The organism is Streptomyces sp. WG5 (genome assembly GCF_049974565.1).
Taxonomy (GTDB): Bacteria; Actinomycetota; Actinomycetes; order Streptomycetales; family Streptomycetaceae; genus Streptomyces.
Window position 1 is genome coordinate 104,556 of sequence record NZ_JBNGGC010000011.1, and the last position, 23,736, is coordinate 128,291.

The following is a 23,736-nucleotide window of genomic DNA, read 5'->3' on the forward strand; positions in this document are numbered from 1 at the left end:
TTCACACCACTTCGAACAGAGTACTACGTGGGGGGCTCTTCTTGCGCAAGCTCGTGTATTACGTCGCCGTCACCCTCGACGGCCGTATCGCCGGACCCGGCGGCGAGTTCGACTTCTTCCCGATCGGCGACGAACAGCAGGCCGCCGCCTACTCGGCCTGGACCAACCCGCTCTACCCCGAGACCGTGCCGACCGCCTACCGCGCCGCCGTCGGTCTCACGGACGTGCCCAACCGGAACTTCGACACCGTCCTGATGGGGCTCGGCAGCTACCGCCCCGGTCTCGACGAGGGGTTCCCCAGCCCGTACGCGCACCTGCGCCAGTACGTGGTGTCGAGCACCCTGGAGCCCGACATCGACCCCGCCGTCACCGTCGTGCCGAGCGATCCGCTCGGTCTCGTCCGCGAGCTCAAGGCGGAGGACACCGGCCTGGACATCTGGCTGTGCGGCGGCGGAAAGCTCGCGGGCGCCCTGCTGCCCGAGATCGACGAGCTGCTGATCAAGAGCTATCCGGTGATCGCCGGCGCCGGTGTCCCGCTGGTCGACGGTGTCTTCGATCCCACGCTGTTCGACGCCGCCGAGCGCACCGCCTTCACCAACGGCGTCACGCTCACCCGCTTCACCCGCCGGTAGGGAGGGCGGGACTCAGATCCCGCCCATCGGTTCGATGTCCACGCGGACCGGCGTCCCCCAGACCCGCAGCACCTCGTAGTCCGTGAACTCGTGGACCAGCCGGTACGCCATGGCCGCGCGGGGCGCGCGCAGCTGGGCCGCGATGTACAGCTCGGCCTCGCGGCGGTCGCGGCGCGGGGTGCCGCACAGCTGCCACGCCTGCCCGTTCCACAGCTCGGGCAGCCAGCGCTGCTGGGGCTGCGGCCGGTCGCCGCGCACCCCGTACCGGGACTGGACCGGCTCGCCGGCGGTCCGGGCGGGGAGCGGGCCGCCGTTGTACCCGGCGCGGCGGGCGGTGCGGCGCCGGGTCTCGCACAGGAGGCACAGGTCGGGGGCGGCCTGGTCGACCGGGCCGTTCGGGTGCTCGGGGCAGCGGGTGCTGGGGGCCGTCGTCGTGACGCTCTCCTCCAGCTGGTCCAGTGCCCGTTTCAGGTCCGCGCGGACCTCGTGCAGCTTGGCGTCCGGCGTGTCGGTGGTCAGGGCCTCGCCGTGCTCACCGAGGAGACGCAGGGCGCGGCCCAGGGCGGTCAGCTGGGCGTGGTTCATGTTTCCCAGAGTCGCACACGGTGCGGGCAGTGCCGTCGGGCAGACCGAAGAAGTACGTCGCCGCGAAGCCGGCCAGATAACCGGTGAGCAGCCCGCCGCCGTACACCCCCGCCGTCACCGCCCAGCCGCCGCCGGCGAGGAGCGGGAACAGTGCCCAGCCCGACGGGCCGATCGCCGTCGTCCCCACGTCGGTGCCGAGCATCGCGAACAGGCCGACGAAGGCGCCACCCGCCGCGCCGCCCACGCAGGCGGTGAGGAAGGGGCGGCCGAGGGGGAGGGAGACCCCGTAGATCAGGGGTTCGCCGACGCCCAGCAGACCGGCCGGGAGCGCCGATCTGATCGTCGCACGGAGGGTGGTGTCGTGGCGCAGGCGGACGTAGACGGCCGCCGCCGCGCCGACCTGGCCGGCGCCCGCCATCGCCAGGACGGGGAGCAGGACGGTGTGGCCCTGCTGCTCGATGAGCGTGGTGTGGAGGGGGATGAGGGCCTGGTGCAGGCCCAGCATCACCAGGGGGAGGAAGAGGCCGCCGAGGACCAGGCCGGCCAGGGCGCCCGTCGTCGCCAGGAGCCAGTTCGCGGCCGTGCCGATGGCCGTGGCGACCTCGCCGGCCGCGTACATGAGGACGTAGAGGGTGACCAGGCCGGAGACCAGCACGGTCAGGGTCGGGGTGAGCAGGACGTCCAGGGTGCCGGGGAGACGGGCGCGGCACCACTTCTCGACGCGGGTGCCGAGCAGCGCGGCCGCCAGTGCGCCGAGGACGCCGCCCTGGCCGGGGGCGAGTGCCATCCCGAAGGCCGTCACCTTCGCGACGCCCGGGTAGACGACGACGGCCGCGATCGCGCCGCCCAGCACGGGCGTGCCGCCGAACTCCTTCGCCGTGTTGTGGCCGACGAACACCGCGATCAGCGCCATGAAGGCGGAGGAGAGGGCGGCCAGGGCGGGCGTGATGCCGGGGAGCCAGCGCAGGTTCGTCAGCAGACCGGCGATGCCCGCGACGATTCCGCAGCCGATCAGGGCGGGGATGAGGGGGACGAAGATGTCCGCGACGCGGCGCAGGGCCGTCTTCAGCGGGGTCGCGTTGCGCCGCTTCCGACGCGCCTTCAGCTCGGCGCCGCGCCGGGCGAGGGCGTCCGCGGTGCCGGTGGGAGTGTCCGCCGGGCCGGCGAGGGCGGCCGGCGAGCCGGTGGGGGCGGCCGGCGAGCCGGTGGGGGCGTCCTTGTCCGCGGTGCCGGCCGGGGCGTCCGCCGGGCCCGCGCCGCCGGTTGTCATGCTGCCGCCACCGGCCGCCAGCAGCGCCTCGAACGCCTCCGTCACCCGGCCGACCACCCCCGGGCCCAGTACCACCTGGTACGAGTCGCCGTCCTCGACCACCCCGAGCACGCCGGGCAGCGCCCGCAGCGCCGCCTCCTCCACCCGGGAGCGGTCGGCCAGGCCCAGGCGGAGACGGGTCATGCAGTGGGCGACGGAGGTGACGTTCGCGGGGCCGCCGACCAGGGGGAGCAGGGCGGCGGCCGTGGCGGTGGGGTCCTTGCGGTGGTCCTTGTGGGGGTCCTTGCGGTGGTCCTTGTGCACTCCCCGAGCGTGCGGTCAGCCCTTCGCCGCCGCCAGCGCGGCGCGCAGGTGGCCGCCGGAGTCCTCCAGAAGGCGGGCGGCCGCCGGGCCGTCCACGTCGGCCAGCAGGGCCAGGATCGCGTGCTTGACCTCGCCGTCGGTGGCGGTCAGGGCGCGCTCGATGTCGTCGTCGGCGGCGCCGGTGGCGAGCGCGACGATACGGCGCGAGCGGGCGCGCAGCTTCTCGTTGGAGGCGCGGACGTCGACCATCAGGTTCCCGTACGTCTTGCCGAGGCGGATCATCGTGATCGTCGACAGCATGTTCAGGACCAGCTTCTGCGCCGTACCGGCCTTGAGGCGGGTGGAGCCGGTGATCAGCTCGGGCCCGGTGACGACCTCGATGCCGTGCTCGGCGGCGGCGGCCAGGGCGCTGCCCCGGTTGCAGGCGAGGCCGATGGTCAGGGCGCCGAGCGCGCGGGCGTGCTCGACGGCGCCGACGGCGTACGGGGTGCGGCCGGAGGCGGAGACGCCGACCACCGCGTCGTCCGGGGTGAGGGCGAGGGCGTCCAGGTCGGCGCGGGCCAGCTCGGCCGAGTCCTCGGCGCCCTCGACGGAGGTGACCATGGCGTCCGGGCCGCCCGCGATGAGGCCGACGACCTGGCCGGGGCCGGTGTTGAAGGTGGGCGGGCACTCGGAGGCGTCCAGCACGCCGAGCCGGCCGGCCGTGCCGGCGCCCGCGTAGACCAGCCGGCCGCCGCGTGCCATCCGGGCCGCGACGGCGTCGATCGCGGCGGCGATCTCGGGCAGCCGCTCGGCGACGGCGGCGGGCACGGCGGTGTCCTCGCCGTTCATCACCCGCGCGATGTCGAGGGTGGGCATCCGGTCGATCCCGGCCAGCTCCGGCCGGAACGCCTCGGTGGTCAGCGTCTCCAACTGGGAACGGAGGTCGGGGTGGTGGGGGGTTGCCGTCATGAAGCCGCTCTTTTCCACTTCGGTGTCCGTACTTACCCGGTGCCGCGGGACCTAGGGTCTCCCGCGATGCCCGTGCCGGTGCGCCAGCGCCTCGTAGGACGCGGCGAGAGCCGGCGCCGCCGACTCGTACGTCCGCTGCGCCACCCCCACGAACAGGCAGTCCACCACCAGCAGCTGACTGGTCCGCGACGACATCGCCGCCGGCCTCAGCTCGCTCTCCCGCGACGTGGACGTGGTCAGCACGTGGTCGGCGTACTGCGTGACGGGACTGTCGGGACGGCCGGTGATGGCGACGGTCGTCGCCCCGCGTTCGAAGGCGGCCCGCAGCGGCTCGATGACGTCCCCCGTCGACCCGGAGTGCGTGATGGCGAGGGCGACGTCCCCGGCGCGCAGCTGCACCGCGTTGGTCACGGCGAGGTGCGGGTCGCTCGGGGCGTGGGCTATCAGCCCTATCCGCAGGAGCTTCTGCGTGAGGTCCTGCGCGACCAGGCCGGAGGCGCCGATGCCGTACACGTCGGTGCGGCGGGCGGCGGCGAGCGCGGCGACGGCCGCGCCGAGCTGGGCGGTGTCCAGTCCGGCGGCGGTGTCGGCGAGGGTCTGCTGCTCGTCGTAGGCCAGCTTGGCGACGACGTCGGCGATCGGGTCGTCGACCGCGATGTCGGTCGTGATGGCGGGCGAGCGGCCGGACTGCTGCTGGGCGGCGAGCCCGGCGAGCGCGAGGCGCAGGTCGCGGTAGCCGGGGTAGCCGAGCAGCCGGGCGGTGCGCACGACCGTCGCCTCGCTGGTGCCGGTGAGCTCGGCGAGGCCGGTGACCGTGAGCGCCGCACAGCCCGCGGGGTCGCCCGCGACGGCCTCGGCGACCCGCTGCATGGAACGGGTCATCGACGGCGCCAGGGTGCGCACCTTGGCCGCCAGCGCGGCGGGTGCGGGAGGAGAGGCGAAAGTTTCCTTCACGTCATCGGTCACTCATGAAAGATATTTTCGTTTCGGTGCGGGGGTCAAGAGTGCGCACAATGGGTGCATGGACCCCATCAGCCCCCTGGAGCAGGCGCTGCACGCCGCGCGCGCCCTCGTGCTCGCCGACCTGGTGGCGGGCCAGGTCGCCGAGCCGGACGTCGTCTCGCTGGTCGAGGAGTCCGTCGTGCAGCGGCGCTGGTGGGTCGAGCAGTGGCCCGAGGGGGCGGAGTTCGTCGCCGGACTGGTCGCGCAGGACGTGCAGGACGCCCTGCTGGAGCGGTACGGCCGGTGGCCGCTGTGCCCGGTGTGCGGCTCCGGCGACCCGCACGCGCTGGACGTCGAGCCCGAACTCGGTCCCGACCCGCACTGGGTGTGCGGCAAGGCGGGCGTGAAGGTCGCGGCGGTCGGCTCGCTGGGCGGTGCCGTCGGCGGCACCCGCTCCTCGTGAGGGCGGCCCGGTGACCGTCTACATCGACCCGCCGGCCTGGCCGGGCCACGGCCGCATGTGGTCGCACCTGGTCAGCGACGTCTCCTACGCCGAACTGCACGCGTTCGCCGAGACCCTGGGCGTGCCGCGCCGCGCCTTCGAACGCGACCACTACGACCTCCCCGCCCAGCGGTACGCCGACGCCGTGTCCGCCGGTGCGCTGGAGGTCAGCAGCCGCGAGGTGGTGCGGCTGCTGCACGGGGCGGGGCTGCGGCGGCGCAAGGGCTCCGCTCGGCCGCGTCAGAACTAGCTAGCCCTGTCGGCCCCGCAGCTCGTAGGCGAGTTGCTCCTCGTCCCCGGCGACCCGGGTGAAACCGGCGCGGACGATCACGGCCTGGGAGGCGAGGTTGGCGGGCTCGGTCGTCGCGAACACGGACGTCACCTCCTCGCGGGCCAGCGCCCACCCGGACAGCGCCCGCAGGGCCTCGGTGGCGTAGCCGTGACCGCGGGCGGCCTCGGCGAGGTCGTAGCCGATCTCCACCCGGCCGTCCTCGTCGGGCGGGCCGTGGAAGCCCATGCCCCCGACCGCGCGGCCGTCCTGCCGGCGCACGAGCACGAACACGCCCCACTCCGGCCGGTGCGCGCCCCCCTCGTACGCCTTCAGCAGCATTCCGGCCGCGTCCCGGGTGCCCTGGTAGGGGCCGCCCCCGACCCACTCGAAGCCCCCGTCGCCGCCCGCGGCCAGGTCGGTGGCGGCGGCCGGGGTGACGCCCTGGAGGGTGAGGCGCTCGGCCGGGACCAGCAGGTTGTTGCGCCAGCGCCAGTCGGTGACCGGGGCGCGTCCGGGCAGTTCACCGCGGCCGGTGGCCCACAGCAGGGTGCGCCAGGGGTCGGCGCCGGGCTGGACGTGCGGGAAGATCCGGGCGAGGACGTCCGCGCACAGCACGGCGGGCGGCTCGTAGGCGAGGCCGAGGCCCTCGGCGATGTCGTGCGTGTGCGCGAGGACCTCCGTGACGCCCATCGCGGCGAAACCCTCGCGGTTCGCGCTGCGGAAGGGGTACGGGTGGAAGGCGCGGACGTCGCGCGGCGTGGTGCGGACGGTCGCGGCGAGCAGCGCGCCGGTCGTCTCGATCACCTGGAGCACGTCCTCGTTGCCGGTGCCCTCGTCCAGGGTGATCCCGAAGGGGACGTACGCCTCGGTGGCGCGTCCGGCGAGCTGGCCCGCGTAGGCGATGAGGTCGCCCGCGACGTGCTCCGCCGTGTACCGGCAGCTCCACTCCAGGCGTCCGGCCCGCACCGCCTGCCAGTCCCGGTCGGCCGCCGTCCGCAGCAGCGCGACGGCGCCCGCGACGGCCTCCTCCACCTGTTCCCCGCCCATGCTCCGCATGCCGGGCAGGCTACGGGGCCGGGGCGCCGCCCGGCGACAGCATTTCCAGCTCGCCGGCGAGGTTGTAGCGGGCGGTGGCCTCCCACTCCCGGCGTCCGTGCGGGGTGTGGAACAGGCGTGGCAGGCCGAGGAGTTGGCGCAGCACCGCGGCGCGGCCCTCGCGGAAGGCGTCGTTCGGCACGAAGTGGTACTCCTCGCGGACGGCCGCCGTGTACGCGGCGTACGCCGAGGGTGGCGAGGCGAGGACCGCCAGGTCCGCGTCGCACAGCACCTGCCCGTCCCGGTCGTCGCCGGCCGGGGCGTGGGTGACGGTGAGGCGGACCAGCCGGGCCACCTCGGCGGTCTTCTCCGCCGGGACCCCGGCCTCGGGCAGCGCGCGCTCGGCGAGGCGGGCCGAGCGCTCCTCGTTGGTGGACCGGTCGGGCAGGTACACGGCATCGTGGAACCAGGCGGCGAGCCGCACCACGTCCGGGTTGTCGGCGTACTCCTCCAGTACGTCGACGTGGTCCAGGACCGCGGTCAGGTGCGCGAGCGTGTGGTACCGCCGCTGCGGCTCGGACCACCGGCGCAGCAACTCGTCGGCGTACCGGTACGGATCCGGGTGACAGGCGCCGTCACGTGCCGGGAGGAGGGCACGCAGCCAGCGGGAGCGCAGGGCGTCGAGGTCGGCCATGCGGCCATTGTCACCGGTGCGCGCCGGTCCTGTGCCCCCGGAAGCTCCCCCGGGCAGCGGGACCCGCATCGAGGACGGCGGGGACGGCGCGGGAGCGCGGCGTGCGGGAGACGGCCCCAGGCCGATGACTCCTCGGCTGCTGGAGCCCGCTGGCGCCTGCTGGAACCCGCTGGTGCCCGCCGGAACGCCGACCACAGGGGCGGGCCGCCCCTAACGTGGGGTCCATGACGACTCCTGCGGATGTGCACGACGTACGCGACCCCGGAGTGCCCGGGCGGCTGCTGGCCACCGAACGCGACGAACTGGTGCCGCTGCTGCGGTCCCGGGCGGACGGGGACTTCGCGCTGCCGGTGGCCGCGTGTCCGGGCTGGACCGTGCGGGACGTGCTGGCGCACTGCTCCGGCGCGCTGACGCGGGTGGTGGAGGACCGCTTCGAGGACGGCGTCTTCTCGCCCGAGTCGAACGACCGCGACATCGCCGAACGCGCCGACTGGACGAACGCCCGGGTCGTGGACGAGCTGGAGCGCGGCCTGACCGAGGCCGGTCCGGTGATCGTCCGCGCGGGCGGTGCCCTGGACGGCCTCGCGCTGGGCGAGTGGGTGCACGCGGGTGACATCCGGGTGGCCCTCGGCGAGCCGGGGGCGTACGCGGGGCGCGGACTGCCGGACGCGCTCGCGCTGCTCACCTCGCTCACCCGCGACCGCGGGCACGTGCCGCTGCACGCCGACCTCGACGACGTGGACGAGCCGCTGAAGCTGGGCGGGGCGAGCGGTGAGCGGCCGCCGGGGCGGTTCATCGGGGACGCCGCCACGCTCGTACGGCTGTACGCGGGCCGGCCCGTGGACGGCACGGCCGGGTACGAGCTGGCCGGGGTGACGGCGGCCGAGCTGAACCTCTTCGGCGGCTGAGCGGGCCCGCCCGGAACGAGGGGGAGCCCCGGCCGGTCGTCTGGGCGTAGTCTTGGATTGGACTAGACCTGTAGCAGGCCGACGAATGGGGTCCCATGAGCAAGCGTGCAGTCCTGGAGGTGATCGCCCTCGACGTCGAGGACGCGGTCGCCGCCCAGGCCGGAGGCGCGGATCGCCTCGAACTGGTCACCGACATGGCGGCCGACGGACTCACCCCGTCGACCGCGACCGTCGCCGCGATCCGCGCCGCCGTCGACATCGACGTACGGGTGATGCTGCGGCTCGCGGACGGGTTCGCCGCGGGGGACGCCGAGCGGCTGGCGCGGGTCGCCGGGGAGATGCGGGAGGCCGGGGCCACGCAGTTCGTGCTGGGGTTCCTCGACGCGGACGGCGACGTGGACCTCGGCGCGGTGGAGCGGGTCGCCGGGGTGCTGGAGGGGTGCCGGTGGACGTTCCACCGCGCGATCGACCGCGCCGCGAACCGGGACGCCCTGCGCAAACAGCTCGCGGACTTCCCGGGCCTGGACACCTATCTGACGGCCGGGGCGGCCGGCGGCGTGGACGACGGGCTGACCGTACTGCTCGCCGAGGCCCGGCGGCGCGGGGAGCCGGGGTACGAGCAGCAGCTGCTGGTCGGGGGCGGCCTGCGGCTGGACCACGTCCCGGGGCTGCTGGACGCCGGAATCGACGGCTTCCACATCGGCGGGGCGGCGAGGCCCTCCGGCTGGGCCGGGCCGGTGTCGGCGGCGGCGGTGGGGGAGTGGCGGCGGGTTCTGGGGGCGTGACCGTCCGCCGTGCGACCGCGTGCCGGGCGGTCGCGTGCCGTGTGCCGGGCGACTGGGTGCCGTGCAGCTGGGTGCCGTGTGACCGCATGCCGTGTGACCGCGTGCCGTGCGACCGCGGGAGTCGTGCCTCCCCCAGCGCCTGAACGGCCCGGGACACCCCAGGGGGTGCACGGGCGGACGGCGGCGGTACCCGGCCTGCGCCGCCGGGTCGCGCCCCAGCTCCCCAGCCGCGACGCCGGTCACCCCGCCGGATCCGGGCCGCGTCACTCGTCCCCCGGCGACGCCGGTGCCCGTCCACGAGACGGCGGCGGCGACGCCGGTCACCCGCCCAGCTGCACCGGCAGCGCCGCCCCGTGCGTCACGATCAGCCCGGACACCGCCCGGGTCAGCGCCACGTACAGCCGTCGCAGCCCCGTCCGCTCGTCCGGTTCGCCGTCGACCACGGCCTGCGGCTCGTCCAGGACCACGTAGTCGTACTCCAGACCCTTGGCCAGCGAGGCCGGCACCAGGGTCAGGCGGGTGGCGTGGGTCGTCTCCTCGCCCGGCCCGACGAAGCCGATCCCCGCCGCCCCGAGAGCCTCCGCCAGCTGCGGCACCCGCGCGTCGGCGGCGATCAGGCCGACCGAGCCCTCGCGTTCCAGCAGTTCACGGCAGGCGGACACCACGTCCGCGGTCCCCTCCGCCGTTCCCTCCGCGGTCGCCCGGATGTCGAAGAAGCCCGGGTTCTCACGGATCGACGCCACCGGCGTCAGGCCCGGCGCGATGTGCGGCAGCAGCCGGGAGGCGTACGCGATGACGTCCGTCGGCACGCGGAAACCGGCGGTCAGCTCCTCGACCACGGCCTCGCCCTTGCCCAGGTGCGCCAGCGCCTCGCCCCAGCTCCGGGTCGCCCACGGCGTGGTGCCCTGCGCCAGGTCGCCCAGCACGGTCGCCGAACCGGTGGTGCAGCGCCGGCCCACCGCGCGGTACTGCATCGGGGAGAGGTCCTGCGCCTCGTCGAGGACCACGTGTCCGAGGGAGTGGGTGCGCTCGATCAGGTCGGTGGCCTCGTCGATCAGCACGGCGTCGGCGGGCGACCACATGGCGGACCTCACGGAACGGGCCGGCCTCGCCCACAGCACCGCCTTCCGCTCCTCCTCGGTGAGGACGCCCTCGGAGTGCTCGGCGAGGAAGTCCGCGTCCGTCAGGAGCCGCAGGACCAGCTTCGCGGGCTCGACCTGCGGCCAGACGGTCTTCACCACCGCCTTCACGGCGGCGTTGCGCGCCACCGCGTTCTGCACCCGGTCGTCCGGCGCCTCCCCCGCCCGCTCCATCTGCACCAGCACGGCGTGCGCGATGCGCTGCGGGAGCGCCTCGCGGGCCGCGCCGTAGCGGATGCCGCGGGCGAGCAGCTCGCGGACGATCTCCTCCAGCTCGTACGCCGCCACCCGCCAGCGGCGCGAGCCGCGCACCACGACGACACCCTCGGTGGGCAGGGTGACGTGCGAGTACAGGGCCCTGCGCAGCACCTCCGCCATCCGCGCGTCGCCCTTGACCACCGCTGTCGCCGCCTCGTCCGCGCCGCGCACCTCGACGTGCGCCACCAGGTCGTCGACGGTGGCCTGCCGGACCGTCAGCTCACCCAGGGCCGGGAGCACCTGCTCGATGTAGTGCAGGAAGGACTTGTTCGGCCCGATGACGAGGGTGCCGGTGCGGGCGAGGCGCTCGCGGTGGGCGTAGAGGAGGTAGGCGACCCGGTGCAGGCCGACGGCGGTCTTGCCGGTGCCGGGGCCGCCCTGCACGCAGACCGATCCGGTCAGCCCGGCGCGCACGATCTCGTCCTGCTCGGGCTGGATGGTCGCCACGATGTCCCGCATCGGACCGACGCGGGGCCGCTCGATCTCCTGCTGGAGCAGCGTGCTGGTGGTCGCGGCCTCGTCGGGGTCGGACAGGTGCTCGTCCTCGTACGCCGTGAGGTCGCCGCCGGTGTAGCCGAAGCGGCGGCGCAGGGCGACGTCCATCGGGTTCTTCTTCGACGCCTGGTAGAACGGCTGCGACGCCGGCGCCCGCCAGTCGATCACCATCGGGTCGCCGTCCGCGTCGTGCACGTGCCGGCGCCCGACGTGCAGTGTCCGATAAGCGGCCTCCGGCCGCGGGCGTTCCCCCTCCGCGTCCTCCGCCTGCTCGGCGCCGGGGGCGTGCAGGTAGTCGAGCCGGCCGAAGAACAGCGGGGTCTCGCTCAGGTCGGCGAGCGCCTTGATGCGGTCCTCGATCTGGCTCTCCAGCACGGCGGCGTTGACCCAGTTCGCGGTGACGTCGGTGATGTCCAGGGACTCGACGTCCTCGCGCATGGCGCGCAGGGCGGAACGGGACGCGGCGAGGTGGGAGCGCTCTGTGGACAGAGGGTCGTCGTGGGCGGGCGTGGACAAGGGGGTGCCTCCGGGTGACCTGCGGTGCGGCGGGCGCGGGCTGCGCGCGGTGGGCCGACCGGTTTCCGTCCGGACGGCGGCACTCCCGTGGGGAGGCGGGCAAGAGCGGAGATTCTAGGGAGCGGGGGCGGCGCGGGCCAAATGGTTTTACGTCCCCTAGGGGACGGGGCCCTCCCCTCTGAGGGGAGCGGCGTCCGTCCGGAGGAGTACGGAGCGGTGCGGGGGCCGTCCCGCAGACCGATGCCGGTACGGGGGCCGCGGTCGCACCATGGAGGCATGAGCGCAGCAACCATCTCCCCCCTTCCGGCACCGGGCCGCGCGTCCGGTGCGACGCCCGTGGCCGGCAGCCACCGGCACCGGCTCGGTGACGCCCTGCGCGCCGTCAGGGTGTTCGCGGGTGCCGCCTTCGACGTGGTCGTCCTCGGCGAGTACGGCGAGGAGGCCGGCGTCCGCCGCCGGTGACACCGCGTCCCTCGCCGGTGGCGCCCGTGTTCGTACTGATCCCGGTGTTCACCCTCCCCGGGGCCTGACCGTCCCACCCCGGGGCCGGGCCGGGCCGGTCCAGGTCCTGCCGGGGTGTCCGCTCAGCTCTCCGTCAGCAGCTCGTCCGCGTCCACGATCCGGTACGCGTACCCCTGCTCCGCGAGGAAGCGCTGGCGGTGGGCGGCGAAGTCCTGGTCGAGGGTGTCGCGGGCGACGACCGAGTAGAAGTGCGCCTGGTGGCCGTCGGCCTTGGGGCGCAGGACCCGGCCGAGCCGCTGGGCCTCCTCCTGCCGGGACCCGAAGGTGCCCGACACCTGGATGGCGACGGTGGCCTCCGGCAGGTCGATGGAGAAGTTCGCGACCTTCGACACGACGAGCACGCTGATCTCGCCCTGGCGGAAGGACTCGAAGAGCTTCTCCCGCTGGGCGTTGGACGTCTCGCCCTTGATGACCGGCGCGCCCAGGTGCTCGCCCAGTTCGTCCAGCTGGTCGATGTACTGGCCGATGACGAGGATCTGCTGCCCGGCGAAGCGCCGCACGATCGCCTCGGTCACCTTCCGCTTCGTCGCGGTCGTCGCGCAGAAGCGGTACTTCTCCTCGGTCTCGGCGGTGGCGTACGCGAGGCGCTCGGAGTCGGTGAGGTTGACCCGGACCTCCACGCAGTCGGCGGGCGCGATGTAGCCCTGCGCCTCGATCTCCTTCCACGGGGCGTCGAAGCGCTTCGGGCCGATGAGGGAGAACACGTCCGACTCGCGGCCGTCCTCGCGGACCAGGGTCGCGGTCAGGCCGAGCCGCCGCCGCGCCTGGAGGTCGGCGGTGAACTTGAAGACGGGCGCCGGCAGCAGGTGCACCTCGTCGTAGACGACCAGCCCCCAGTCCCGGGAGTCGAACAGCTCCAGGTGCGGGTAGACACCCTTCCGCTTCGTCGTCAGCACCTGGTACGTGGCGATGGTGACGGGACGGATCTCCTTCTTGGTCCCGCTGTACTCGCCGATCTCGTCCTCCGTGAGGGAGGTCCGCTTCACTAGCTCGTGCTTCCACTGCCGGGCGGAGACGGTGTTCGTCACGAGGATCAGGGTCGTCGACTTGGCCTGCGCCATCGAACCGGCCCCGACCAGCGTCTTCCCGGCGCCGCAGGGGAGCACGACGACACCGCTGCCGCCGTGCCAGAAGTTCTCCACCGCCTGCTTCTGGTAGGGCCTCAGCGCCCAGCCGTCCTCGGCCAGCTCGATGGGGTGCGCCTCGCCGTCGACGTACCCGGCGAGGTCCTCGGCGGGCCAGCCCAGCTTCAGCAGCGTCTGCTTGATCTGCCCGCGCTCGGAGGGGTGCACGGCCACCGTGTCGGGGTCGATGCGGTGGCCGACCAGCGGCGCGATCCGCTTCGACTTCAGCACCTCCTCCAGCACCGGCCGGTCGGTGGTCGTCAGGACCAGGCCGTGCGCCGGGTGCTTGGAGAGGGTGAGGCGGCCGTAGCGGTCCATGGTCTCGGCGATGTCGACGAGCAGCGCGTGCGGCACCGGGTAGCGGCTGTACTCGACGAGCGCGTCCACGACCTGCTCGGCGTCGTGGCCCGCGGCCCGCGCGTTCCACAGGCCGAGCGGGGTCACCCGGTAGGTGTGGATGTGCTCCGGCGCCCGCTCCAGCTCGGCGAACGGCGCGATGGCCCGGCGGCAGGCGCCGGCCTGCTCGTGGTCGACCTCGAGGAGCAGGGTCTTGTCGGACTGGACGATCAGCGGACCATTCACGGGCGGCACCCTTTCGCGCGCGTACGGCCGACAGCGACTGGACGGTTCGGCCAAACGTCCAGTGTGCCTGATCGGGGAGCCGGGCTACCGGAGAGTGAGGTTGTTGATCAGCGGGCCCTCGAGGGCGATCCCCTCCGTGACCAGGGACTGGACGCCGGTGACCGGCGGGGGCAGGGGCAGTGGCAGCGCGGCGGCCTTGGGGGCGAGCGCGCCGAACAGCGCCGCAGCGGTGATCAGAGCGGCGACGGAGACGGCGACGGCGTTGCGGGCGGCGGAGCGGGTGGCGGAGCGGTCGGTGTCGGGAAACTCGGAACGCATGGGGGTGTCCGGCCTTTCAGGGGGAGTGATCAGGGGAGGAGGCCGTCGAGCAGGGCAGGAGGGCCGTGGAGCAGGGGAGGAGGCCGTGGAGCAGGGCAGGAGGCGAGGGGGGAGTCCGGAGCGGGCGGAGGCGGGCCGGGCCCAGGGGGGCTGGGACCCGGCCCGCCGACGGGCACGCTGATCGGGGGGATCAGCGAAGGATCAGAGGACGGTCAGAGGGTCAGGCCCCCGCCGAGGTCGATGCCGACCGCGGCGGCCTCGGCGGCGAACGCCGCGACGAGGGCGGCGGTGGAGGTCAGGACGGTGGCGACGCGACGAACAGCGGTACGCATCAGGTTCTCCCTTTCGGTTGGTTTGCAGGGCACCCGGTGGCTGCCCGACCGTCCGCGAACCGATGCGGAATATGAAAAAAGCTCCCTCTCAGGTGCGAATCACCCGGCGTGGCGTGCATGAGTCACCGCGTACGCCCGAAAGTGCGCACCCGGGCGGAATCACGGCCGGGCGCGCGTAAAACCCGGGGGTTCATGTCACCGCAGGCCACGCCACCCGTCGCGTCACGTCGCGCCGTCGGCGAGTTCGGCCACGCCGGTGATCCGGTGCAGCGGATACGTGCGCACCTCGTCCGCCGTGTGGTCGTACGCCGTCACGAAGCCGCCCTCGACCCGGATCGGGGCGATGACGCGCTGGCTGGCGGCGCCCTCGGCGTTCACGTAGCCGATCCACAGCGCCTCGCCGGTCATGACCGCCGCCTGCACGGTGGCGAGGGTCTCGGCGGCGGCGGTACGGGGCAGCTCGCCGCCCGCGGCCGGGGTGTCGCCCGCCCCGCCTCCGGAGCCCGCCTCGCTCCCGGGGCCCGGCTTGCGCGGGGCCGTGGCGGCCAGGTCGCCGGCCCGGACGGCGCGGATCGCCGCCGCCAGGAGCGTGTCGTCGGGGACCGGCGGACCGTCCGGGACCGGCTGCGGTGCCGCCCGCGGCGGCGTGCGGTGGGCGTCGGCGCGGGCGATCAGCACGTCACCCGCGGCGGACTCGGCGGCCGGCGCGAACCCCATCGCGCGCAGCCCCTCCAGCAGCGCCGCCGGGTCGGCCTGCGCGGCCAGCACGGTCGGCGCGAGGCGGCGCAGGCCGAGGCCGGCGGCCCGCTTGTCGGCGACGATCTCGTCCAGCGTCGCGTCGTCGTCGCAGCGCACGTACGCCGAGGCCGCGCCCACCCGCAGCCGCCCGTGCCGCCGGGCCACGTCGTCGATCAGGTAGGTGAGCGGCTGCGGCACCGGCGTACGGGAGTGCCGGGCGAGGAACGCGTGCAGGTCCGCGGCCGGCTGCCCGGAGTCCAGCGCGCGGCGTACCGAGCCCGGCGTGAACCGGTAGACGGTCGCCCCGCCCTTGGACTCCACGTCCGCGAGCATCCCCAGCTGGTCGGCCAGCTCGGGCTCCAGGGGCCCCGGTGCGACGGCCGTCAGGTCGGCCTGGAGCAGCACGTGGTCCAGGGGTTCGGGCAGCAGCGGCGCGAGCAGCCGGGCGGCCCTCGCGGTGGCGGTGGCCTGTTCGGCGGGGGGCCGGGGAGCGGGCGTGGGCGGCGTGCGGTGGTGGACGGGGAGCCGGTCGCCGGGGCCCCGGGGCGGTTCGGCCCCTTCGGGCTCCCTGGGCGCCTCCGCCGGGTGGGACGGCTCGGGCGCCCCGGTCAGCGCCCGTCCCGGCGCCGCCAGCGCGCCGCGCCCGGTGACGCCCAGCAGCTCGGCCTCGGACAGCGTCCAGCGGGCCAGCCGGGTGCGCAGGTCGTCGTCCTGGCCGTCCCGCCCGTCCCGTCGCGGGCCGCGCAGCGGGCGCTCCCAGCGCAGCCGGGCCAGCACCGACTCCTCGGTGGCCGAGGCACCCTCGGGCAGCTCCGCCAGCAGCGCCAGCACCCGGTGCCGTACCTCCGGCGCCGCCGAACGGTCCAGGCCGGGGCCCAGCGCCGAGAGCGTACGGTCCTTCGCGTCCCGCCCCCCGACCACACCCGGCGTGCGGGTGGCCGTCAGCCACGTCCCGGCGAGCCGCGCCCAGCGTTCCGCGGGGGGCAGCTCCCGCCACTCGTCGGACGCCGGGGTCACCGCGTACCGCTCGTCGGCCTCTCCGTCGGAGGCGATCAGCCCGGCCGCGTAGGCCAGTTCGGCCCAGAACGCGGCGACCGGTTCGGGCACGTCCAGGGCGACGGCCGTCCGCTTGAGGTCCCGCACGCTCAGCCCGCCGGCCCGCAGCACCGCCGGTCCGCCCTCGTCCCACTCCTTGAGCAGCTCCTCGACGGCCGCCAGCGCCGCCAGGGCCTGCCCGGCCGCGGTGGCGTCCACCACCCGTGGACGGTGCGCGGCGGCGGCCTCCACCGGCGGCGGCACCGGCTCGGGCGTGCGGTGCGCCCGGCCCCCGCGCAGGTGCAGGGCGACCTCGCGGGGCAGGACGACCGTGCCCGGCGCGGTCGGCAGCAGCAGGCCGCGCTCCAGCAGCCGGCGCAGGTGCGGCGCGGGGTCGTGGGTGACCTGGCCGTAGGGCGGGCCCCACACCAGCCGGTCCAGCACCTCCCGGGACTCCTCGGGCAGGCCGGCGAGGAGCGCCGCCATCCGCGGCCGGTCGGCGAACAGGGCGCCGAGCGCGGACACGGCGGACACGGAGTCGTGGGTCGAGGGCAGGCCGACGGCGGCGAGGATCTCCTGGATCCGGCCCGGTGACATCCCCGCCGTGGCCTCCCGCACGGTGGGGCCGAGCCCCGTCGGGGAGGGGTGCTGCGGGGACGGCGCGAGCAGCTCGCGTGCGGTGCGCACCAGCCGCAGCCGGTCGTCGGCCCCCCACACCAGGGCCTGTTCGCGCAGTACGGCGAGGGCACGGGGGAGGGCCGCGGCGACCACCGGATCCCCCGCGTCGCCGGCCATCAGCCGGAGCAGCTCGGCGTAGGACGCCGGGTCCGCCGCCACGGCCAGCGCCTCCGCCGTCTGCAGCGCGAACCGGTCCAGCCGCTCCAGCGCCCGTACGACCGACGCGCGGGTGCCGGCGCGGGTGGCGAGCTGCGTGAGGTCCGTGGGCACGGGGGTGATGAGGTCGGGACGGCTGCGCAGGAGGGCGGCCAGCGAGACGTCGTCCCTGGCGCGGAGCGCCTCCGCGAGGGACCGGGGGGCCGCGGACTTCTCCTCGGTGCTCATCCGGCCCACGTTAGCGGGTGGGTGTGACGGCGGGGTGCGTGTGCGGCGGTGCGGTGCGCGTCCGCCGCGCCCGGGGGATTCGGTACCTTCGTCCGACGGCGTACCACAACACACCGCCCCGGAGGGCTCCGTGGGGATCGAGAGCGACCAGGTCGTCTACGAGTATCTGAGCCGCGTCGGCGACGTGGCCCAGCAACGGCAGCTGCCGTCGGCCACGCGCATGCGGCTGGTCTCCGAACTGCGCGACGAGATCGACCGGCACCGTGCCCGGACCACCGTGGACAGCCCCGCCGCCGTGCGCCGCATCCTGGACCGGCTCGGCAGTCCGGACGACATCGTCGACGCGGCGGGCGGTGCCGGCGGCGCAAGCGGTGTGGGCGTTGCCGGTGGTGCCGGTGCTGCCGGTGGTGCCGGTGGTGCCGGTGGTGCCAACGGTTCGAAGGGTGCTGGTGGTGCAGGAGGGGAGGCCCCGCGGCCGTCGGTGCCGCGATCCGCCTCCGTGCCCGCGCAGCCGGAGGGCGGGCCGCGGAAGGCGGACGGCGGAGCACGGAAGGCCGACGGCGGGACACGGAAGCCGGAGGGCGAGCCGCGGATGGCGGAGCGGCTCAGGAGTCTGCGGCGCGCCGTACCGCGCCCTCGCCCCGCCACGCCCGAGTCCGGGCCCGCGCCGGCTCCCCTCCCGCCGCACCGGGCGGGCGCGCACGAGCTGGGGGACGGCAGCGCCCCGCAGCCGGACTGGTGGCGGATGGACGACGGCCCGTTCGGGCGCGGCGGCGACAGCGTGCCCGGTTTCGTCGGCGGAGTGGAGATCCCGGAGCTGCTCAGGCCCCCGCCGGGGAACGAGGACGGGACGGGCGGGGCGGCGAAGAGCAACGGGACGGCCGGGAAGACGGCCGCCGAGGCGGTGGAGGAGGCCCCGGAGCCGGACGCCGGGAAGGAGGGCGGGGCCCCGCGCCGCCGCCTGCCCCGGCTGTGGCCCGAGGGCGGCTGGAACAACCCGCTGCTGCTGCTCGCCGCCGCCCTGCTGGTCTCCGGCGCGGTCATCGGCAGCCTCATTCCGATGGGCCTCGGCTGGGGGATCGTCTACCTCTCCCGCCGCCTGACCCCGGCCCAGGTGAAGTGGGCGGTCCTGGGCCTGCCCGGCACGGTCGCCGCCGCCGGTGTCGTCTGGCTGTGGGGCCGTACGGAGGGCCGCTGGGGCGACCCGGTCGCCGAGGGCCGCATGAGCGACGCCGTCGCCGACACCTGGCCCTGGGTCCTGCGCGCCGCCGCCGTCGCCACGGCCCTGTACCTCCTCCGGCGCTCCCGCGGCCCGCGGGCCTGAGCCGCCCCGGCCGACGACCGGCCCCCGGGCCTGAGCCGCCCCGGCCGAGGACGGGCGCCCGGCCGGGGCCGACCCGCCCCGGCCGGCTCCGGCGGCCCTCCCGGCACAATGGGGGCCATGGCCTCCACGACCCGCCCCGCGCCCACCGTCGGCTTCGACCTCGACATGACGCTCATCGACTCGCGGCCCGGCATCCGCGCCTGCTACCTGGCGCTGACCGAGCGGACGGGGACGTTCGTCGACGCCGACCTGGCCGTCACGCGCCTCGGCCCGCCGCTGGAGGAGGAGCTCGCCCACTGGTTCCCGGCCGAGGAGATCGCCGCCACCGCCGACCTCTACCGGGAGATGTACCCGGCGTACGCCGTCGCCGCCACGCCCGCGCTGCCCGGCGCCCGGGAGGCCGTCGACGCCGTGCGGGAGGCCGGCGGACGGGCGATCGTCGTCACCGCCAAGTACGAGCCGAACGCCAAGCTGCACCTGGCGCACCTCGGCATCGAGCCGGACGCGGTGATCGGCGACCTGTGGGCCGAGCAGAAGGCCGTGGCGCTGCGCGAGCACGGCGCGGACGTGTACGTCGGCGACCACCTCGGCGACGTACGCGGCGCCCGCGCCGCCGGTGCCCTCGCGGTGGCCGTGGCCAGCGGGCCGTACGGCGCCGGGGAGCTGCGCGCGGCCGGCGCCGACGTCGTCCTCGGCGACCTGACGGAGTTCCCGGAGTGGCTCGCGGCCTACCGCGACGGCGAGGGCGACGGCGACGCCGAGGGGCTCGACGCGGCGCGGGCCTGACGCCGGCCCGCCGCGATCGACTGGAACACCCCCGCACCGGCGATCAGGAAGCCCACTCCCATCAGCATGCTCAGCACGAACATGTAGGTGGGAAAGGGCGTCGTCCCCAGAAACAGCGGGGCCACCGTGACCAGAGTGGCCACGGTACCGATGAAGAAGACGATCGCACCGGCGCGGATCAGTCGGTCACCGGGCGCGGCGGAATTCGTTCGGGTTTTGTCACGCACCCGACCAGGGTAGTTCCCAGCCCTAGGGAACGACCGGGGGACGTCTTGTCACCGGCCTGAAGACCATTAGCCTTGGTACCGGCGGGTCCGGACGACCCGCCCAAGTGCTATCAAGAGCCGTTTCCGAGCAGTTTTCCGACGAGTACGAGGACGAGGACAGACGTGCCTACCGGCAAGGTCAAGTGGTTCAACAGCGAGAAGGGCTTCGGCTTTCTCTCCCGCGACGACGGCGGTGACGTCTTCGTCCATTCCTCGGTCCTTCCCGCCGGAGTCGAGGCGCTGAAGCCGGGCCAGCGCGTGGAGTTCGGCGTCGTCGCCGGGCAGCGCGGTGACCAGGCCCTGTCCCTGACCCTGCTGGAACCGGCCCCGTCGGTCGCGGCCGCGCAGCGCAAGAAGCCGGACGAACTGGCCTCCATCGTCCAGGACCTGACCACCCTCCTGGAGAACATCACCCCGATGCTGGAGCGGGGCCGCTACCCCGAGAAGACCGCCGGCAAGAAGATCGCCGGCCTGCTCCGCGCGGTCGCCGACCAGCTGGACGTCTGACCCCGCGCCGCACCCGCTACGGAAAAGCCAGCGCGTCCGGGCCGAGGGCCGGTACCAGGCCCTCGGCCGCCGCGCGGGTCAGCAGGCCACGGACCGCCGCGTAGCCGTCCTCGCCGAGGCCGGCCGTGAACTCGTTGACGTACAGCCCGATGTGCTGGTCGGCGACGGCCGGGTCCATCTCCTGGGCGTGCTCCATGACGTACGGCCGGGACACCTCCGGGTCGTCCCAGGCCGCGCGTACGGACGCGACGACCGAGTCGGCGAGGCGCGTCAGCGTCTCGGCGCCCAGCGACCGCTTGGCGATGATCGCGCCGAGCGGGATCGGCAGCCCGGTGGTCCGCTCCCAGTGCTCGCCCATGTCGGCGAGCTTGTGCAGCCCGTAGTTCCGGTACGTGAAGCGCGCCTCGTGGATCACGAGCCCCGCGTCGACCTTCCCGTCGCGCACGGCCGGCATGATCTCGTGGAACGGCATGACGACGATCTCGCCGACCCCGCCGGGCACCGTGTCCGCCGCCCACAGCCGGAACAGCAGGTACGCCGTCGACGTCTCGCTCGGCACCGCGACCGTGCGCCCGCGCAGGTCGGCGTCGGCCTCCCGGGTGAGCACCAGCGGTCCGCAGCCCCGGCCCAGCGCGCCCCCGCAGGGCAGCAGGGCGTACTCGCCGAGGACGTACGGCAGCACGGCGTACGACACCTTCAGCACGTCCCACTCGCCGCGCTCGGCCATGCCGTTGGTGATGTCGATGTCCGCGAACGTCACGTCGAGGGCGGGAGCACCGGGGATCCGGCCGTGGGCGAGGGCGTCGAAGACGAAGGTGTCGTTCGGGCAGGGGGAGTACGCGATCTGCAAGGGCTCAGCGGTCATGTGGGTTCCAACTCGTGAGGACGGGTGCGAGCTTCCCGAAGGCGTCCGTCAGGGCCGCGAGCGCGTCGCCGACGCGCCAGGCGGCCCGGTCGCGCGGGCCGACCGGGTTGGAGACCGCGCGCAGCTCCAGCACGGGCACCCCGTGCGCGGCGGCGGCCTCGGCGACGCCGAAGCCCTCCATGGCCTCGGCGAGCGCGCGCGGGTGGCCGGCACGCAGCAGCGCGGCGCGTCCGGCGGTGCCGGTGACGGTGGAGCCGGTCAGGACGGTGCCGGCGCGGGCCCCGGTCGCGGCGGCGACGGCACGGACCAGCCCGGCGGGCGGGTGGTGGGTGACGGTGCCGAAGCCGAGGTCGGTGACCGGCAGGAAACCGTCGGCCGTCTCGGCGCCCAGGTCGGCCGCGGTGATCGCGTCGGCGACGACGAGCGAGCCGACGGGCGCGTCCGGTACGAAGCCGCCGCCGATGCCGGCCGAGACGACCAGGCCGTAGGGCGCGGAGTCGAGGGCGGCGGCGGTCAGGGCGGCGGCGGTGGAGGCGGCGGCGAGGGCGGGGCCGACACCGGCGGCCAGCAAATCCCAGCCGCCCGGGAGCCGGTGCAGGACGACGCCGGGCCGGGGCACCTCCGCCGCTGCCTCCGGTCCCGGGAACGCCCGAGCCACCGCGTCCCGTTCGACGGGGACCGCGGTGGCCACGAGGACGCGTACGGAGGACGTGGTCAGCTGTCCTTCTTCAGCCGGAAGGACCACAGGCCGGTGGCCGCCTCGCTGCCTTCCTTGCCGTCGCCGGCCTTGATGGTGACGAGCGTCGAGTCGCCCTGGGCGCCGTACTGGGCGTTGAAGAACACGCTGCCCGGGACCGTGCGGTAGGTGTTGTCCGTGTCGTCGGTCAGCTGCTGACCGTTCATCAGGATCGTCCAGCGCTGGTCGGCGACCTCCGGGTCGACGCCGAAGCGCACGGTGTCGTCGGGGTTGACCGTGATGGACTCGACGTCGTCGTCCTGCAGGCACTTCTGGATCTCGGCGGTCTCGAGGACCTTGTCCTCACCGCCGCAGGTGGCCTCGGAGCTGACCGAGTCACTGCCGACCGTGACCGTGGCCATGGGCGTCGGCTGGTCACAGGCGGACAGCAGGAGCAGTCCGGCGGATACGGCGCCGGCGGCGGCGACGGCGCGGCGGCGTCGCACAGCGGATTGCAACGTGGTCATGGGCGAAGGCTATATGGCGCCCCCGGCCCGCCCCCCACCTGGGTACGGCGTGGCGTGATCACGCCACCGCGGTCCCGCCACCCTCGGTCGCGCCGCCCGCGATCTCCTCACCCGCGGTCGCGCCACCCGCAGCCGCGCCGCCGCCGTCCCGCCGCCCGTGGTGGCGCCGCCGTCACGCCACCCGCGGTCGCGCCGGTCCGCCGTGCCGGGCCGAGTCGATCAGGCCCCGTACGGTCGTCAGCCAGCCGGCGGCGACGATCGCGGCGGCCACCGACAGGCCCAGCGTGCCGTTCAGCGGCAGCACGATGCCGACCGCCCCGCCGAGTACCCAGGAGACCTGGAGCAGCGTCTCCGAGCGCGCGAACGCCGAGGTGCGGACCTGTTCGGGCACGTCCCGCTGGATCAGCGCGTCCAGGGACAGCTTGGCCAGCGCCTGCGCGAACCCCGCGACCGCCGCCAGGCACGCCACCAGGACGGTGCTGAAGAACACCGCGGCCGTGACCGCCGTGCCCAGTACCACCGCGACCACCGTCACGATGATCAGCTCCGGCGCCCGCGACCGCAGCCAGGCCCCGACCGCGGTGCCCAGCGCGTTGCCCGCACCGGCCGCGACGCCCACGATCCCCAGCGACACGGCCGCGCTCTGCCCGGACAGCGGATGCACGCGCAGCAGGAAGGCCAGGAAGAAGATCAGGAATCCGGTCAGGCAGCGGACGCCGGCGTTGGCGGCCAGCGCGTGCGTCACCGCCGGGCCGACCGTGCGCAGCCCGGGGCGCTTGTCCGGCCCGCGCAGCGGTCCGTGCGGACGGCGCTCGTCCGCCGCGAGCAGCGCCCGGCCCTCGCCGCGCGCCGAGTCCACCTTCGGCGGCAGCGTGAACGACAGGACGGTGCCCACGACGAAGATCACGAAGGCGCCGTACAGGGGCCAGCGCGGCCCGATCTGCTGGAGCCCCGCCGCGATCGGGGCGGCGGCCCCGGTGGCGAGCAGCCCGCACAGTGTGACCCGCGAGTTCGCCTTCACCAGGGAGAAACGGGGCGGCAGCAGCCTGGGCACCACCGCGCTTCTGACCACGCCGTACGCCTTCGAGGCGACCAGCACGCCGAGCGCGGCCGGGTACAGCCCGATGCTGCCGCTGACGACCGCCCCGGACAGCACCAGCGCGAGCAGCGCCCGGGCGCCCATCGCCGCCGCCATCGCCGCGCGCCGGCCGTGCGGCAGGCGGTCCAGGAGCGGGCCGATCACCGGCGCGAGAAGCGTGAACGGGGCCATGGTGATGGCGAGGTAGAGCGCGACCCGGCCGCGCGCCTCGTCGGTGGGGACGGAGAAGAAGACGGTCGAGGCGAGCGCCACGGTGATCATGACGTCGCCGGCGCCGTTCACCCCGTGCAGCTCGATCAGCTTGCCGAGACCGGACTCGCCGGCGCCGTGCGCGTGCGTCGCCCGGCGGATGCCGCGCACCGTTGCGGTCACCGGCAGCCGCAGCGCGCGGCCGAGCGCTCGGAACCGGGAGCCGGGGCCGCGCCCCCGGCTCCCGCCCTTGAACTCCGTCCGTGCGGCTGCCACCCCGTCATAGTGCCCCGAGAGCGGGGGCTATAGCGTCTGTACGGCACGGATGGCGGTGAACGAGTCGGGTGACACCACCGGGGAACGCCGGGTTCGTACCCCGCCGAAACTCCCGTCGGTGTAGGCCCAGCGCACCTGAGCAGGTAGCGTGCCTAGCGCGCCGTGGCGAACGTTCTCGGCCGCGCGCCTTACGGGCATCCCGCAGAATGGATGACGTAGGTG

24 protein-coding genes are annotated in these 23,736 nt (G+C 74.9%); 9 read left to right on the forward strand and 15 right to left on the reverse strand.

Annotated features, from left to right (window positions below):
* Positions 1 to 41: 41 nt before the first annotated feature.
* On the forward strand, positions 42 to 632 hold the full coding sequence (locus ACP4IX_RS13775) for a dihydrofolate reductase family protein (protein ID WP_426520562.1): 591 nt from the start codon (positions 42 to 44) through the stop codon (positions 630 to 632).
* 12 nt (positions 633 to 644) lie between these two features.
* Here the strand turns inward: ACP4IX_RS13775 and ACP4IX_RS13780 are convergent, their stop codons facing one another.
* Genes ACP4IX_RS13780 through ACP4IX_RS13795 form a run of 4 tightly spaced genes read right to left on the reverse strand, consistent with a single transcriptional unit; the run spans position 645 to position 4,707 of the window.
* Positions 645 to 1,217, reverse strand: a complete 573-nt coding sequence (locus tag ACP4IX_RS13780) for a hypothetical protein (RefSeq protein WP_426520560.1) — start codon at positions 1,215 to 1,217, stop codon at positions 645 to 647.
* A complete protein-coding gene (locus ACP4IX_RS13785; protein ID WP_426555631.1) occupies positions 1,165 to 2,790 on the reverse strand; it encodes a PTS transporter subunit EIIC in 1,626 nt (541 codons plus the stop codon). Before ACP4IX_RS13785 ends, ACP4IX_RS13780 begins: the two co-directional genes overlap by 53 nt.
* A gap of 15 nt (positions 2,791 to 2,805) precedes the next feature.
* Positions 2,806 to 3,741: an N-acetylmuramic acid 6-phosphate etherase gene (murQ, locus tag ACP4IX_RS13790; RefSeq protein ID WP_426520557.1), complete on the reverse strand. Its 936-nt coding sequence runs from the start codon at positions 3,739 to 3,741 to the stop codon at positions 2,806 to 2,808.
* A 51-nt stretch (positions 3,742 to 3,792) separates the two neighbouring features.
* Entirely contained in the window at positions 3,793 to 4,707 is a 915-nt protein-coding gene (locus ACP4IX_RS13795) for a MurR/RpiR family transcriptional regulator (RefSeq protein ID WP_426520555.1), read from the reverse strand.
* Between the two features lie 55 nt (positions 4,708 to 4,762).
* Between ACP4IX_RS13795 and ACP4IX_RS13800 the strand changes: the two genes are divergently transcribed.
* Positions 4,763 to 5,146, forward strand: coding sequence for a hypothetical protein (locus ACP4IX_RS13800; RefSeq protein WP_426520554.1), 384 nt, complete (start codon positions 4,763 to 4,765; stop codon positions 5,144 to 5,146).
* 10 nt (positions 5,147 to 5,156) lie between these two features.
* Positions 5,157 to 5,435: a DUF4031 domain-containing protein gene (locus ACP4IX_RS13805; RefSeq protein ID WP_426520552.1), complete on the forward strand. Its 279-nt coding sequence runs from the start codon at positions 5,157 to 5,159 to the stop codon at positions 5,433 to 5,435.
* Here ACP4IX_RS13805 and ACP4IX_RS13810 read toward each other — a convergent pair whose 3' ends face one another.
* Entirely contained in the window at positions 5,436 to 6,512 is a 1,077-nt protein-coding gene (locus ACP4IX_RS13810) for a GNAT family N-acetyltransferase (protein WP_426555632.1), read from the reverse strand.
* 10 nt (positions 6,513 to 6,522) lie between these two features.
* Positions 6,523 to 7,185, reverse strand: a complete 663-nt coding sequence (locus tag ACP4IX_RS13815) for an HD domain-containing protein (RefSeq protein WP_426555633.1) — start codon at positions 7,183 to 7,185, stop codon at positions 6,523 to 6,525.
* A 224-nt stretch (positions 7,186 to 7,409) separates the two neighbouring features.
* On the opposite strand from ACP4IX_RS13815, the gene ACP4IX_RS13820 reads away from it, so the two are divergent.
* Positions 7,410 to 8,093: a maleylpyruvate isomerase family mycothiol-dependent enzyme gene (locus ACP4IX_RS13820; protein WP_426555634.1), complete on the forward strand. Its 684-nt coding sequence runs from the start codon at positions 7,410 to 7,412 to the stop codon at positions 8,091 to 8,093.
* Between the two features lie 95 nt (positions 8,094 to 8,188).
* Positions 8,189 to 8,878 carry a copper homeostasis protein CutC gene (locus ACP4IX_RS13825; RefSeq protein WP_426555635.1) on the forward strand — a complete coding sequence of 230 codons (690 nt, stop codon included), beginning with the start codon at positions 8,189 to 8,191 and terminating at the stop codon, positions 8,876 to 8,878.
* Between the two features lie 320 nt (positions 8,879 to 9,198).
* Here ACP4IX_RS13825 and ACP4IX_RS13830 read toward each other — a convergent pair whose 3' ends face one another.
* Positions 9,199 to 11,286: a HelD family protein gene (locus ACP4IX_RS13830; protein WP_426555636.1), complete on the reverse strand. Its 2,088-nt coding sequence runs from the start codon at positions 11,284 to 11,286 to the stop codon at positions 9,199 to 9,201.
* Positions 11,287 to 11,562: 276 nt separating this feature from the next.
* Here ACP4IX_RS13830 and ACP4IX_RS13835 point away from each other — a divergent pair, with 276 nt between their 5' ends.
* Positions 11,563 to 11,748 carry a hypothetical protein gene (locus ACP4IX_RS13835; protein ID WP_426520540.1) on the forward strand — a complete coding sequence of 62 codons (186 nt, stop codon included), beginning with the start codon at positions 11,563 to 11,565 and terminating at the stop codon, positions 11,746 to 11,748.
* 122 nt (positions 11,749 to 11,870) lie between these two features.
* Here ACP4IX_RS13835 and ACP4IX_RS13840 read toward each other — a convergent pair whose 3' ends face one another.
* The 3 genes from ACP4IX_RS13840 to ACP4IX_RS13850 all read right to left on the reverse strand — a co-directional run bounded on the left by ACP4IX_RS13840 (position 11,871) and on the right by ACP4IX_RS13850 (position 16,999).
* A complete protein-coding gene (locus tag ACP4IX_RS13840) occupies positions 11,871 to 13,514 on the reverse strand; it encodes a DNA repair helicase XPB (protein WP_426520538.1) in 1,644 nt (547 codons plus the stop codon).
* Positions 13,515 to 13,598: 84 nt separating this feature from the next.
* Positions 13,599 to 13,832 (reverse strand): hypothetical protein, encoded by a 234-nt coding sequence (locus tag ACP4IX_RS13845; protein WP_426520536.1) that lies wholly within the window; start codon positions 13,830 to 13,832, stop codon positions 13,599 to 13,601.
* 554 nt (positions 13,833 to 14,386) lie between these two features.
* Positions 14,387 to 16,999, reverse strand: coding sequence for a helicase C-terminal domain-containing protein (locus tag ACP4IX_RS13850; protein WP_426555637.1), 2,613 nt, complete (start codon positions 16,997 to 16,999; stop codon positions 14,387 to 14,389).
* 130 nt (positions 17,000 to 17,129) lie between these two features.
* Here ACP4IX_RS13850 and ACP4IX_RS13855 point away from each other — a divergent pair, with 130 nt between their 5' ends.
* Positions 17,130 to 18,323: a hypothetical protein gene (locus tag ACP4IX_RS13855; protein ID WP_426555638.1), complete on the forward strand. Its 1,194-nt coding sequence runs from the start codon at positions 17,130 to 17,132 to the stop codon at positions 18,321 to 18,323.
* Between the two features lie 117 nt (positions 18,324 to 18,440).
* Positions 18,441 to 19,109 (forward strand): HAD family hydrolase, encoded by a 669-nt coding sequence (locus ACP4IX_RS13860; RefSeq protein WP_426520530.1) that lies wholly within the window; start codon positions 18,441 to 18,443, stop codon positions 19,107 to 19,109.
* Here the strand turns inward: ACP4IX_RS13860 and ACP4IX_RS13865 are convergent.
* Positions 19,052 to 19,336, reverse strand: a complete 285-nt coding sequence (locus ACP4IX_RS13865) for a hypothetical protein (protein ID WP_426520528.1) — start codon at positions 19,334 to 19,336, stop codon at positions 19,052 to 19,054. The two genes, ACP4IX_RS13860 and ACP4IX_RS13865, sit on opposite strands and share 58 nt — an antisense overlap.
* A 162-nt stretch (positions 19,337 to 19,498) precedes the next feature.
* On the opposite strand from ACP4IX_RS13865, the gene ACP4IX_RS13870 reads away from it, so the two are divergent.
* Positions 19,499 to 19,882 (forward strand): cold-shock protein, encoded by a 384-nt coding sequence (locus ACP4IX_RS13870; protein WP_426520526.1) that lies wholly within the window; start codon positions 19,499 to 19,501, stop codon positions 19,880 to 19,882.
* Between the two features lie 16 nt (positions 19,883 to 19,898).
* On the opposite strand, the gene ACP4IX_RS13875 is transcribed toward ACP4IX_RS13870, so the two are convergent.
* From ACP4IX_RS13875 to ACP4IX_RS13890, 4 genes are all read right to left on the reverse strand, one after another.
* The gene (locus ACP4IX_RS13875) at positions 19,899 to 20,747 is read right to left on the reverse strand and encodes a 1,4-dihydroxy-6-naphthoate synthase (RefSeq protein WP_426555639.1); all 849 of its coding nucleotides are present in this window, start codon (positions 20,745 to 20,747) and stop codon (positions 19,899 to 19,901) included.
* Positions 20,737 to 21,492 carry a futalosine hydrolase gene (locus ACP4IX_RS13880; protein ID WP_426555640.1) on the reverse strand — a complete coding sequence of 252 codons (756 nt, stop codon included), beginning with the start codon at positions 21,490 to 21,492 and terminating at the stop codon, positions 20,737 to 20,739. The genes ACP4IX_RS13875 and ACP4IX_RS13880 overlap by 11 nt, the downstream gene beginning before the upstream one ends.
* Positions 21,462 to 21,950: a DUF2771 domain-containing protein gene (locus ACP4IX_RS13885; protein ID WP_426520520.1), complete on the reverse strand. Its 489-nt coding sequence runs from the start codon at positions 21,948 to 21,950 to the stop codon at positions 21,462 to 21,464. The genes ACP4IX_RS13880 and ACP4IX_RS13885 overlap by 31 nt, the downstream gene beginning before the upstream one ends.
* A 172-nt stretch (positions 21,951 to 22,122) precedes the next feature.
* Positions 22,123 to 23,514: an MFS transporter gene (locus ACP4IX_RS13890; protein WP_426520518.1), complete on the reverse strand. Its 1,392-nt coding sequence runs from the start codon at positions 23,512 to 23,514 to the stop codon at positions 22,123 to 22,125.
* Positions 23,515 to 23,736 lie beyond the last annotated feature (222 nt).